General features: G+C 69.4%; 5 protein-coding genes. 1 reads left to right on the top strand and 4 read right to left on the bottom strand.

Annotation, left to right across the window (positions count from 1 at the left end; genetic code table 11):
- Nucleotides 1–35: 35 nt before the first annotated feature.
- On the top strand, nt 36–2,744 hold the full coding sequence (locus tag AB0I76_RS01415) for a hypothetical protein (RefSeq protein ID WP_357028192.1): 2,709 nt from the start codon (nt 36–38) through the stop codon (nt 2,742–2,744).
- A 21-nt stretch (nt 2,745–2,765) separates the two neighbouring features.
- Here AB0I76_RS01415 and AB0I76_RS01410 read toward each other — a convergent pair whose 3' ends face one another.
- The 4 genes from AB0I76_RS01410 to AB0I76_RS01395 all read right to left on the bottom strand — a co-directional run bounded on the left by AB0I76_RS01410 (nt 2,766) and on the right by AB0I76_RS01395 (nt 13,237).
- Nucleotides 2,766–9,680, bottom strand: a complete 6,915-nt coding sequence (locus AB0I76_RS01410; RefSeq protein WP_357028189.1) for a SpvB/TcaC N-terminal domain-containing protein — start codon at nt 9,678–9,680, stop codon at nt 2,766–2,768.
- 380 nt (nt 9,681–10,060) lie between these two features.
- Entirely contained in the window at nt 10,061–10,558 is a 498-nt protein-coding gene (locus AB0I76_RS01405; RefSeq protein ID WP_357028208.1) for a YcxB family protein, read from the bottom strand.
- Between the two features lie 147 nt (nt 10,559–10,705).
- Complete coding sequence (locus AB0I76_RS01400; protein WP_357028205.1) at nt 10,706–11,200, bottom strand: YfbM family protein; 495 nt, start codon at nt 11,198–11,200, stop codon at nt 10,706–10,708.
- A 927-nt stretch (nt 11,201–12,127) separates the two neighbouring features.
- Nucleotides 12,128–13,237 carry a hypothetical protein gene (locus tag AB0I76_RS01395; protein ID WP_357028186.1) on the bottom strand — a complete coding sequence of 370 codons (1,110 nt, stop codon included), beginning with the start codon at nt 13,235–13,237 and terminating at the stop codon, nt 12,128–12,130.
- Between the last annotated feature and the right edge of the window lie 341 nt (nt 13,238–13,578).

Below are 13,578 nucleotides of genomic sequence, written 5' to 3'. Positions count from 1 at the left end.
CCTTCACCTCCGACGTGGGGGAAACGATTCAGACCATGCTGACCACGCTGGCCGGCGACGATCCGAGCCCGGAGTCCGTCGAGCTGCGCGCTGATCTCGAGGCACAGATCGCGGCGTACATCGCCGACCCCTTCAACCCGTGGGCCATCGCGCGGCTGCGCATCACGGCCTATCAGAAGGCCGTGGTCATCAAGTACGTGCAGACGGTGCTCGAATGGGGCGACTCGCTGTTCCGACAGGACACGATGGAGTCGGTCAACGAAGCCACACAGCTCTACGTCATGGCCGGCGAGATCCTCGGCGACCGGCCCGAGGATGTCCCGCCGCGCGAGCAGGTGGTGGCGAAGAGCTTCGATCAGCTCAAGGCCGAAGGACTCGACACGTTCTCCAACACCATGGTCGAGGTCGAGAACCTGCTCTTCGCGCCACGGCCCGTCTCCGGCGCGGAACCTCCGGCCGTCAATCTCGGCACAACGCTCTACTTCTGCGTTCCGCACAACGAGAACCTCATGACGCTGTGGGACACCGTTGATGACCGCCTTTACAAGATCCGGCATTGCATGAACATCGAGGGCGTCGTACGACAACTCCCGTTGTTCCAGCCACGGATCGATCCCGGTGCGCTGGTGAGCGCCGCCGCCGCGGGTGGCAGCCTCGCCACTGCAGTGGCCTCCCTGCAGGTGGCGCTACCGCACTACCGCTTCCGCACCATGGTGCAGAAGGCGCAGGCGCTCGCCGCGAATGTGCGGGCGCTGGGCGGCGCGCTGCTCGCCGCGCTCGAGAAGCGGGACGCCGAGGAGCTGCAACAGCTTCGGGCCGGGCATGAAATCGCACTGCTCGACGCGGTCCGCGACGTGCGAGTTCACCAGGTGGAGGAGGCAAGGGCGGCGCTCGCCGCGCTGGAGCGCAGCAAGGAGGTCGCGGAGGTGCGTGCCAGGCACTATCAGCGACTCGTCGACGAGGATCTGAGCGAACTCGAACAGCAGCAGATCGACAAACTCAAGGCCGCCAACAGCTTCACCTTCCTGCACCAGATGGCGAGAGCACTGGCCGGCACCCTCGCCATCCTGCCCGACGGGGACCTCGGCACCTCCGGCCTGGCGAGTCCGGTCGTCAAGTTCGAGTGGGGCGGTGGAAACCTAGGCGCTAGCGCGGCCGGCGCGGCCGACTTCCTCGGGGCCACCGGGACGTTCTATGCGCAGAAGGCCGCGATGCACGGGCTCGAGGCGGCAAATGCTCGACGTGCGGACGAGTGGAAGCTCCAGGCCAGCCTCGCCGACAAGGAGACCGCGGCGCTGACCCAACAGATCGAGGCGGCGCGGGTCCGCCAGCAGATCGTCGAACGCGAGCTGGTGAACCACGACCTGCAACGCGACCACGCCCGCACCGTCGACCAGTGGATGCGCAGCAAGTACACCAGCGACCAGCTCTACGACTGGATGGTTTCGCAGGTCTCGGCGGTGCACTACCAGAGTTACGCGCTCGCCTACGACGTGGCGCGCCAGGCGGAGCGCTGCTACCAGCACGAACTGGCGCGCTACGACGCCTCGTTCGTGCAGTTCGCGAACTGGGATTCGCTCAAGAAGGGCCTGATGGCCGGTGAACGGATCACCCTGGATCTCGACCGCATGGAGGTCAGCTACCTTCAGAACGACAAGCGCGAGCTGGAACTGACGCGGAGCATCTCCCTCGCGGGCATCGACCCGGTGGCGCTCATCGCGCTGCGCGAGACCGGCAGCTGCACCTTCACACTCGACGAGGCGCTCTTCGATCTCGACGTGCCCGGCACGTACCTGCGCCGCATCAAGTCGGTGAGCCTGACCGTGCCCGCCGTGGTCGGACCGATGGCGGCCCTCCACCTCAAGCTCACGCTGACCAAGAGCAGCACCCGCCTCACACCCACGGTCGAGTCGCCCGATGACCCCGGCGCTGGCTACCGCCGAATCGGTGACGAGGACCTGCGCTTCCGCGACGAGGTGGGCGCGGTCGAGTCCATCGTCACCAGCGCCGGCCGCACTGATTCCGGCCTGTTCCAACAGGACCACGACGACCCGCGCTACCTGCCCTTCGAGCGGCGCGGCGTCATCAGCGACTGGCAGCTCTCGCTCGAGGGTGTCTTCGACGCCTTCGACCGGCGCACCATCCCGGATGTCATCGTGCACCTGCGCTACACCGCCCGCGACGGCGGCGGGGTCCTAAAGGCCGGTGCCATCGCGAGCATCGACGAGGCGCTCGCCGCCCAGGCGACGGGCGTCACCGACGCGCCCGGACCCCTCGCGCTCTACAGTGCACGTCGCGAGTTCCCCGACACGTTCAACGCCTTCTTGTATCCCGTCGAGGCCGAGACCGAGCAGTCCCTCGCGCTCCCGCTCGACATCGACCGCTTCCCCTACGCCTTCCGCGAGCAGGAGATCACCATCGACCGCTTGCTGGTCTTCCTCCTGCCGGCGGCGGACGCCGCGTGGTCGGATGCCGAGCCGCTCGCGCTCACGCTGACTCCGCCCGCGGGCAACGGGGACCCCGCCGACCTGATGGTCGCGGGCAGTCTCGCCGCAGGCGTGCCGATGGCCGTGTTCGACTACGGCAGCGCGGCACAGCCGCCGGGAACGTTCACGCTGACCGCGTCAGCGGCCGCCATCGCCGCGGTCGCGCAGGCATTCCGGACCGGCGACAAGCTCAACCCCGAGGCGATCGAGGACCTGCTGATCGTGGCGCACTATTCGGTCATGCGCGTGGAAACCTGAGCGTCGGTCGTTCCAGAATCACTACGGCACGCACTGGTCGTCGTATACCTCCACGGCAGGGGGATTCATCGCCGCGGCCTCTTGGCGCTGCATGACGCCGGCATCGCGCATCATCTGCTGATAAGAGGCGCCCGGCGGGTGGCTCCGGACCGCCATCGCATCCAAGGCCACGCCAGTCAGTACCGCGTTGCGAGTGAACTCGAATCCGGTTTGCAGGTCGAGCGGGCCCACGCCCACCTCTCCCATCGCCCCCCACATCAGCCGGACATCAGGGGAGCCGGCGAATGCCTCGTCGGGGTACAACACGGAGTAGGCAAATCCGGCGCCCGCCAACGCCTTGATGCCTTTCGTGCCGAACTCGGTGGCCAGCCGGCGCAGTTTCTGCGGGTCACTGACCCAGCTCACCTGCACCTTGCCGGTGCTGTCTTCGAGGAAGAACGGCACTCCCCGCACCCGCGGTGTGCTGGCCATCTGACTCTTGAACTGGGTAAGCGTGTCCAGGCTGTGTACTTCGAACCCCCGCGCGACGCCGGCCGTCCCCGTCACACCCGGACTCAGGAGGAGATTCCCCGCAGTGTGTCCCTTGATCTCCCATCTGCCGCCCTGCTGCAGATGCGGGTGATAGTCCACCTGGCCCGGCGTCCGGGAAGAACCCGCTCGACCCTTGACCTCGATGAACTTCAGCTGGCCGTCGTGCGGATCGACGTAGACGATGTCCATTTTGCCGTACAGTTCCGTGGTCGTACCGGTCTTCAACATGCGCTGGCCGTGCTGATCCAGCGGATAGAACTCGACCTGGGTGGCGTGGGGAATTTTCCTCGCCTCGAACTCCGTAAGGATGTGCCGGGTCATCGCCTCCTCGTCGGTCTCGGTCTTCGCCATACCGCTCGGATCCCGGTACCGCACCGGGTTTGCCCGGGTATACATGTAGCGATTCAACCCGTCCACGGTGCCGGCCGGGTCCGCGGTCTCCCACCGGCCCAGCCAGCACGCGTAGTACCGCGCACCGTGGTAGGAAAGCCCGGTCTCCTCGTCCTTCTCCTTGCCGGTGTATCGGTAGCGTCTGGCGCTCACCTCGACTCCGGAAGCGGTCGCGTGCCACGCAGTCGTGCCGTACGGGTGGTATTCCTCGTAGCTGATGATCGCGCCGGTCTCGTCCAGTTCGAGCAGGGCGCTGCCGAGGTGGTTGTCGAGCTGGTGGCGCAGCCGGTGCGCGGGTGACGCGACGGCGGCGCCGGCCGCCACGGTCTGCGTCTCCACCATGGCGATGCGGCGCTGGTCGTCCAGCACGTGCAGGGTGTGCCGCTCGGTGTCCAGGCGGGAACCCACGTGCCGGCGGTAGCGCTCGTAGCCCTCCAGGTACACAGTCTCCTCGGTGTTCGCTCCCCGCCGGACCACCTTGCGGACACGCATGCCTGCCGCGTCGTAGTGATACACCGCCTCGTTGCCGCCGCCGAGGTCGACGCGCCGCAGTTGGTCGCGGAAGTCACGCTCCATCGACGGCAGGTGCGGCATCGACACCATCGCGCCGCGGTCGTTGTGCGAGTAGAGGTCCGAATGCACCGTGTCCGGATCACCGGGCCGACTGGTCGCCAGCAGCCGGTTGCTGTCGGTCGCCACCTGGTAGCGGCGCCGCCAGAGCGTCCCACCGGCGACCGGAACGCCGTCGCCGCCGATGCCGCCGTGCACCGAATGGGTCATCGCAACGAGGTTGCCGACCTCGTCATAGGCGTACGTCTCGGTGTATCCGCGGACCGCCGCGCTGTCGTTGGGGTGCGGTATCCCGCCGTACGGAATCTCCAGTTCCGTCGGCTGGCCGACGCTCGCGTGCTCCCGGCCGGAGGCGGCGGTGAGCCGGTAGATCGGGTCGTACGCGTAGTGCGCCGTCGGACCGACCTCGGCGTTGTCGAAGAAGAGGGTGTCCTGGGCCGAGTCGGTGAGCTCGACGATGTTGCCGACCGGATCGTAGGTGTAGCTCAGGTCCTGCAAGCGCGCCGAGTCCCGGGAGCGGGTGGTCGTCAGTCGCGCAAGCCGGAACGTCTCGGGCTCATAGGCGTAGGTCGTGGTGACGCCGTTGCCGTAGCTGGCCTGCTCGCGCTGGCCGCGCGCGTTGTAGGTTACGCCGGTGACGTGCGGTACGGCGTCCACGTCAACCGTTCGCAGCCGGCCACCCTCGTCGAAACTCACCCTGGTGGCGCTGCCGTCGGGCGCAACGGCCCGGGTGACACGGTTGAGCGCGTCGTAGACCGCGGACCTACCGTGGTTCCCGGTCTCCAGCAGCTCAGCCGCGACCGCGTCGATCTCGGCCAGCGTGTCGAGACCCTCCAGGGTCGCCCAGTCGACCGGGGTGTCGACGTCGGCGAGAAGGGTTCGCGCCGCGTGCAGCGCATTGCCCTTGAAGTCGTAGTCATCGATGGTCACGACGCCGGCGGTGTCGTGCGTGCGGACCGCGCGGGTGCGCAGGTTCCCCGCCGTCACGGCAGCGTCGTCGTCCGGCGCGAGCGCGTCGCCGTAGATGACGACCTGGACCAGCCGCTCGCCGAGTCCGCCCTCGCGCGTCCATTGGCGGACGGGCCGGCGTAGCGCGTCGTACCCGATCCGCGTCTCCGAATCGCCGCTGCGCCAGGCGCGTACCGGTTGGTCGGCCGCGTCCGGGAGGATGCGCGTCTCCCCCGCATCGGGGCTCGTGGTCCGCAAGGCCCGGCCACGCATGTCGAACACGCTCTCGATGGTGCGGACACCCCGCGCGTCGGTGATCGTCAACGCGTCGCCCGCCAGGTCGAGTTCGGTCCGGGTCTCGTACCGGCCGGCAGAGCCGTTGTCCTCGATGGTCAGGAACGGCCGGGCGAGCGGGTCCAGATGGACCACGGCGGGGGTGCCCGCGTGCGCGCTGGTCAGTAGCGCTGCCCGCTGCGGCCCGGCGCCCGCGCCGCCACCCGCTCGCCCCGCGTACCAGGCGCTGTCCAGAACCGTGTCGTTCTCGTCGGACAGCGTGCTGGACCAGGCGTCGAAGGCCGTCGTCCGGAAGGTGCCGTCCGGACGGTCGACGCGCACCACGCGGCCCGCCGGATCGTAGGTCGTCACCTGCGTGACGCCCTGCTCGACCAGCTCGGCCTCTGCGTCGTAGCCGTCGTTCGCCGCGAAGTAGGGCTCGTACTGCTTGACCGGGTTTCCCTTGTTGTCGAAGATCGTGCGTCCGTTACCCACCCACCGCTCGCCACCCGATGGGCCGGGGGCGACCCGGGCCTTGGTCAACACCGGGTGGCCCAGCCCACCCGTGTAGGCCACGACCGCCTGCCAGCGCGTCGCGGGATCGCCGTGGGTCTCGCGGCTCTCGGTGCGAGCCGATACCGGCATCCCGCGGTCGCGCCAGGCCCAGACGTCATAGGTGAATCGCACGGCTGGGTCGTCGAGCGTGTCGCCCTCGCCGTCGCGACCGACGATCGCGGTGGCTGTCACCTGTCCGAAGGCGTCGAAGCGCGCCACGGTGGCGTGCCCGTTGGGATCGGTCACTTTCCACGGCGCCAGCACACGGTAGTCCGGCTCGGCGGTCACGCGGTTGCCGGCGGGGTCGACGACCGTGACGACGAAGAGTCCTTCGGGATCGTAGGTGAGGGCAGTCGTGTTGCCGAACGGGTCGACAAACGACACCGGCAACCAGAACCGGCCGGGATCGCGCCGCTCCCGGCCGGACCGGGCCCACCAGCCGCCGTCCGATTCCGCGTAGCCCGCCGCTTCCAGGTCGGCGACCGCCACATCGGTGCCGAAGACCTCGGTGAGCAGGCCGGGTGTGAAGGCCGCCTCGTACGACTCGTACACCAGGAGCCGGTCGCCGAGTTCACCCTTGGCGACCGGCTGATCGTCGTCGGTGGCGTACAACGTGAAGGCGCGCTGTACCGGGCGCTTCTCCGGCGCGGCCGCCGGCGCCGGCGGCGACGCGGTCACCTCGAACGGGATCGTCACCGCGACGTCGAACGCCTCCTGGATCGCGGCGGCGGACAGTCGCCCGGCGGACGGGACTTCGGTGAGCTCCCACCCGGTCAGCTCCCACGCGTCGGTCTGGACCGGTACGCCCAGGTGAAGCCGGGCCGCCTCGTCGCGGTTCACGACCGGGTTCTCAATGACGGTGATCCAGATGCGGCCCTGTTCGTCGTACGCCGGTGATCGCCGCGGATATGCCACCGTGGCCGCGCGCACGACGGCGCCGTACTCGTCGGCCTCCAGCGTCAACTGCTGCTGCAGCCGCGGATCCAGCGGGTCGCGCTCATAATTCGAGGTGATCGTCTCGCCCGGCACGACGTGGAACACCGCAGGCCGGTGGTCGTCACCCGCCTGCAGGCGCCGCACCTCGTAGTTGGTCTCGGCCACCGTGTAGGGGTCGCCCGCCATGTCTGAGCCGTCGTCGGCGAAGACCTCCTGTCGCAGCACGCGACCACGCAAGGCGCGGGCGGCGTCCCGCCGGTCGGCGGCCGCCAGACCCACCGGTACGACCGACTCCGGCAGCGACCACCCGCCGGAGTCCCCGGCCCAGAACTCCTCGCGATAGTGCTCCAGCAGCGTGCCGTGCTCGAGCCACGCCCCGGTGTGGTACCAGGTGACCGTACGCACCGGAGGCAGGTGGTGTACGAGGTCGCCGTTCGCGGCGCCGTCGAAGTCGGAGACCGTGCCGGTGTCGATCTGTTCCACCCGGCCGAAGCCCCGGAACTCCCGCTCGGCGCCGTCGAAGTATCCGTGGTGATAGGAGTACCGGCACACGAACCGGGCTCCGGTGACCCGGTCCTCGACGGTGACCGTCGTGAGCGTGTGCACCGGGAAGGGTAGACGCGTCGCCCACGGGCGGCCGGCCGACCGATCGGCGAGGTAGGAGTGCGTCGACGGGGTGTACTCGAGTGTCCGCTCCGCACCCACGCCGTTCTCGATCCGGGTCAGCAGCCACGGCTTCCCGGCGGTCATCAGATCGACGTAGCGCAGGGGCCGTCCCGCGTCCTGCGGAAGCGGTGATGACCAGACCAGGCACGGGGTGCCCGTACCGAACAGGTCCACCACCTGTGCCGTGGAGACGTCGTCCGGAAAGGAGATGCCGGTCAGCCGTCGCGGCGGCGACCAGCCGTTGCCGGCCTCGTTGAACCAGATCAGCACGTCGCCGCCGCCCAGGTAGACCAGGTCGTTCGAGCCGGTGCCGTCCAGGTCCGCCAGGCGCAACCGGCGCGGGTCGAACAGGTCGGGCCGGTCGAACACCGGCGCGCGCGTCATGACCACCCGGGCGCCGAAGTTGCCGTAGCCGCGGTTCGGCCAGTAACTGACCTCGGAGTTCCGCACCCGCACCAGGTCGATGAGTCCGTCACCGGTCATGTCGGCGGTGAAGACGGACTCGGTGCCGTCCGCGAAGAGCAGGCGCGGGCCGTCGTCCTCGCCGGACGGCAGCGGCCGGGTGTGCGCCTGGTCGAAGCCGTCCCTGCCCTGGCTGCGGTACCAACGCAGCGCGTGGTCCTCGGTCAGCAGGACGTCGGCGAGTCCGTCCCCGTCCAGATCGATGAACCGGAGATGGGGATCGGACCAGTCGAGGTTCGGCAGGGCGCCGAACGGTCGCAGCGGGCTCCATCTGCCGTCGGTGCGTCGCTCCTGCAGGCCCGGCGCCGGCCCGTCGAGGACGACCACGTCCAGCCGGCCGTTCCCGTCGAGGTCCTGCAGGCTCGCCACGGTGGCCAGAACCGGGCGTTCCGCGACGCGCTCCAGCGGTCCGAATGACCCCGCGCCGAGGTTGCGTTTGTAGAACCACGCGTCCGCCTGGCCGGTCAGGACGCCGGCCAGTCCCTCGCCGTCGAGGTCGAGCCACCGGCTGTCGCCGGCACCCAGTCCGGCCGGCAGGTTCTCGAGGCTGGCGTCGTCGAGCACGCGCACCGTGTCACCGATGACCGGCCGGCTGTATTCGAATGTCACCGGGGGAAGGGACTGGGGCTGCCGGGCCTCGTCGAAGCACGTGCGCTGCACTTCGCGGAGGAGACTGACCTGTGGAGTCGCGTCGTAACTCAGCGCCGTCGAGCTGACCAGCACGGGCCGGTCCGCCAGCTCCGGGATCGCGTGGAACATCAGCACCCGCTGACAGCGGCGTCGCGTCCGCACGTCGAATCCGGTCCGGAAGGACGACGACGGATCGTCCCGAACCGCCCATGGCGCGGACTCCACCGGAGTGTCGTCGGGGTGCTCGCCGTAGTCGAGGACGACCTCGAACCGGAAGGCACCGTCACTGAACGGCTCAGCGTTGCCGTACCGCACACGTTTGAGATAGAGCTGCGTGCAGCGGTGGCCGGCACGCGTTCGCATCCGCTCGACCGGCGAGCGCAGATCCACACCCGCCTCGTCCTCGGCCTTGTAGTCATAGACGGTGACGTGCCCGAGCTCGTGCTCCGTCCTTTCCAGACACCACTCGGCGGTCCGCCGCGGGTCATCCGGATCGGCGATCCGGGCGGCGGCGGAGGCGCCGAAGGTGGAGACGGTATTGTCCCGCGAGCGGATCTGCCACCACACCTCCCCGGTGGCCCGCTGGGTGAAGCGCTCGATGCGGGCGAACGAGGCTTCAGCCCTGGGGCGGTACCGGCGCACCAGCCAGTCGCCATCCGGACGGTCCACACCGGCTTCCGGGACCAGGTCCTCCCCGCCGGCGACGACGAACGTGTCGGGGTCGTCCACGTCGTTGTATCTGGGGAGCCCTCGGTCGGTCTTGCGCCGGATCCGCGGGACGGGAACGGACCAGCCGAGTCCGTACGGCCCGTTGCCGCCCCCGGAGTCATAAGTGAGCGCCAGGGAGGGCTGCTGCCCCTGGCGACCAGGGCTCAGCCCGAACGGGACCGACAGGGATGCGGTGCCCGTGACGGGGTTGGCCTCGAAGGTCTCATCGATGCCGCGCAGGGCGCCGCCCCCGGGTGGAAGGGACACGCTGGGCCGGGCGAGGAGAAAGTCGCTCGTGCGCCGGCGAAGGGCGTCGCCGCCTCCCGCTCCGCGGTCCCGAGGCCCTGCTTCGACCGGCACGAGAGCCTCCTGTCGCCACAGCGAGACTATTCCATCACGTTCGGGGACGCGGTCGGGTTGTCGACCGAACGACAGCTTTCCGGAGCGTTCAAACGATCCGGTCAGGATGGTGGATCCGCGTACTGGGGCCACCATCCGTAAGACGGTGGCCACCCTCATCAGGGAGGAGACCAACACCAAGAACGCTGCGGCCCAGCTGGTGCCGTAAGCGACGATGGCCTCGCCGTCTCGGGATGCCTGCCGGCGCCGGTATGACATGACGACCATATTGGAAGCAGCGAACCAGGTCACCGATGCTGAAGCAGGCCGCGTTCGGCCATGAAGGCTCGCAACGTTTCGGCGTCCTCGGCAGACATCAGGCGGCGTGGGATCACGGTCGCCGGCATCCCGCCGACGTACACGATCCAGAACTCAGGGGTGTCCGCCACCCGGGCCACCCCGTCCCAGGCGATGCCGCCAGACTCCGAGCCGCTGCGCATCATGATGTTGTCGTCGGTGATGTCGTAGGCGCCCTCGACGGCGTAGCGACTGGAGCGACGCCGGGCGCGCCACTGTACCCACGGTGAGTACACCATCGACAACAGGCCACCCACGACCATCGCCATGCTTATCGGCGAGATCCGGTCGCCCCACGCGAACCCCCGCGAGACGGCGAAACTGATGACCCCGATCGCCACCAGTACCGCGCCGACATAGCCGTACCTGCGCAACCGGACCCTGCTGAGCGCGGCGGCCACGCGGCCCGGGTACGCGGGATCGGCGGGGACGTCGAAACGGATGTGCACGTTAGAACGATAGTGCCCCCACCAGCTTGCGGGCAGCGCCTGCCTCGCGTCCGCCGGCCGGATCGTCAGTGTCCGCCGGTCGTCAGTGGCATGGGCGGGCACCTCGTCCCCGGAACGCCGGCAACCGGAGACAGCCGGGCGGCTGCGTCAGGTGATGGCCAACAGCACGGCCTGGCCGTTCACGGCTGTGGCGTGGTAGAACCGGCGCAGTTCGCTGAAATGCGACATGAGGTAGTCGAACTCGTCATCGCCGTTGGTCCAGATGGCCGGGTAGATGTCGGCTGCTGCCATGGCGCCCGGGTCGAAGCGGGCGCGCAGCGTCTCCACGTCCAGGGCGTCGAGCGCGGTGGCGATGGCACGGACGGTGCCCGGGTCGAGCAGCCGGGCGGGGCCGTAGCCACCATCCTGCCCGATCTCGTCGCCGCCGAGGATCGCGGCGCCGGCGCCCTCGCCGATCTGCCAGGCGGTGCCGGTGAGCAGGTAATGGATGCCGTGCCACGACTTGTCCAGATCGAGCTCCGGCTCGGGCATCTCGGCCTCGTCGTCGTCGAGGTCGCCGTACAGCAGCGTGTCGACCGTCGTCGGGTCGGCGAGCACCGCAGCCCACTCGTCGGCCGACAACCGGCGCCCGATCAACACCATGCCCACGGACCGGCCCTCTTCCTTCCTGGTCGGCGTGCTGTCACGCCGCTGCCAGTTCTCTGGCGGGACCGTACCGCAACTTCCATCTGTCGCTGAGAAGGTCGACAGGCTCCACGGACGACCTCACCGACAGCCGGCACGACTACTTGACGTGTCCGCCTCGGCTCAGCACAGGAGCCTGTCCTTGACGAGGACGTCCACCGCAAGGAGCACGACGATGCGCAACATGTGCGGACACCCTGCGCTGGCTTGGACGCACTAATCTTGGAGACCGGCCTGCCCAACGTGCGGCGCCGGTACCGCGCGTCACTGGACCCAGGGATGGCAGCACCGTTCGAGCCGGGCCAGGCTCCGGGGAGCCCGCTCATCGTGCGCGGGCTCCCGAAACGGCCCCACCCATCAGCTGCCAGCGCTCCGATCGCCGCCAGATGAGTGCGCGCGTCCTCGCACTACTGAACCAAGCGCCGAACCTCGATCCGGCCCCGGGCACTTCGTCCCTGCGAACGGTGCGCTTGGTCGCCTCGAGATGATCGACGGCCCACTGGGGCCGGGATACCCGCCGGAGACCGCCTGAACCCGCCACACGACCGCTGCGCCGGCGAGGCGCCCCAGTCTCTCCTGCTCAGCACGTCGTCACGGAGCCACCGCACGCTCGTCGTCTACGGCCCTGGTCAGTGACTAGGACGGCTCCCACCGCGCTGCCGCCGTTCACACAGCTCATGAGGGTCTTTGACAGCGGACCAGAAGCTGACCACCTCGAACGAACCGATCCCTTTGTGTGGACGCGGAGTCGCTCCCCCTAAGGGGAGGGCCAAGTCCCTGACACGCCCGCACCGCACGCCCACCGACGGGCGTCCCGAGGCCCAGTCCCTCGGCGGTTCGGTCACGACACTGGGCCATGCGCCCGCCACCCCGCCCGTGGTGGGGCTACCCGTCCCTCTCGTCCCGCCAGCCGCCGGGTTCGGGATGGTAGCCGTAGGCGGCGGCGCGCACCGTTTCCTCGTTCTCCAGCCCGGAGCCGATTGCGCCGCCGACGGTGGCCAGCGAGCTGGTGATCCAGGCGAGCGTCAGGTAGTCGGTGAAATCGACCGGCCGTTGCAGGATCTGTTCCAGCACGGATGTGTCGATCAGCAGTGCCGCGGCGAGCACCGTTCCGGCGAACAGCACCAGGTAGGACACCGCGGCGGCGAGAGTGAGGGTGAGAATCGTACCCACGTTGAACAGCCGGGCCAGCTCAGCCGTTGTCTCCCGGTCGGGTTTCTCCCACAGGTCGTGGGCGACGATCAGCCAAGTCACCAACGCGGTCAGCCCCAGGACCATGATCACCGCGAGCCGAAGTCCGCCGAGCGCATCGCCCATCAGCCAGATGGTGTCCGTGGTGAGCGCGAACGCGGCCGTGCCGAACGCGCCGACCAGCAGCTTGGACAGGCCCAGCAGGGCGCGCCCCGGGCGGTTGGCCTTGACCATTCCGGTCAACAGCCGCACCCGGCCGGTCAGCCGCGAGTCGACGTAGCGCAGTTCCCCGGTGTCGGCCTCACCGACCACCCGGTGGATGGCGGCAACCCGGCTAGCCATCTCGGCCGGCGCCCAGCCCGCCGGCGCCACCCGCTGGTCGGAAGCGTCGGTGAGTAGTCGGCTCACCAGATCCGGAACGGCCACGCGGGCCGCTCGCAGCTGGCCCAGTCCCAGCGCGGGCAGAGACACCATCGCGACTCGGCGACGAGCGGAGGTATGCGCGACCAGCGGCGCCCGCTCGGCGTGCAGCGGCAGGTCGGTCAGGCAGATCGCGACGTCCCACCGGTCGTCCGTGCGCCGTTGGGCAACATCGTCGAGCAGCGCCTCAACGCCACCGTCGCGGCGCGGCGCCACCTCACCCCAGCCTTCCCGGACGGTCCACCGCACGCCGGAGTCCACCCGCTCGGAAAGCCGGCCGGCCATCTCGGCGGTAAGCCGCGCGGCCACCCGGGCCGGGTGGTCCGGCGGGGTCGCCACCAGTCCGACGACGATCTCCGGGCGGTGCTGTTCACTGTGGGTCAACGGTGCTCCTTCCGTTAGCCCGGCTCGTCCGCGTCCATCGACAGGCCACAACAGAGCCGCGGCAGGTGCAGGACGACCAGCGTCGCCGGCACGTTCACCAGCCAGCCGACCACGCCGGCCGCGGCGTGAGCCATGGTCCCGAGCAGGCCCGGAGCCGCCCAACGGCGAAGAACCGGGGCATGACGTGTCGTTGCGCAGCAGCTCCCCGTGCCGGCTGAGGTGGTGGTAGAGCCAGAGCCAGGCGCCGAAAGGACACCCCGACCAGCCCGTACAACGCCACAGCGACGCCCTCGTCGAACCGGTCGCCCGCCTCCACCGGCTGAGAGATCACGCGGGAGGGC

The sequence above is a fragment of the Micromonospora sp. NPDC049799 genome, assembly GCF_040656655.1.
In the GTDB taxonomy this organism is placed as follows: domain Bacteria; phylum Actinomycetota; class Actinomycetes; order Mycobacteriales; family Micromonosporaceae; genus Micromonospora.
This window is presented reverse-complemented; position numbering and strand designations above follow the sequence as displayed.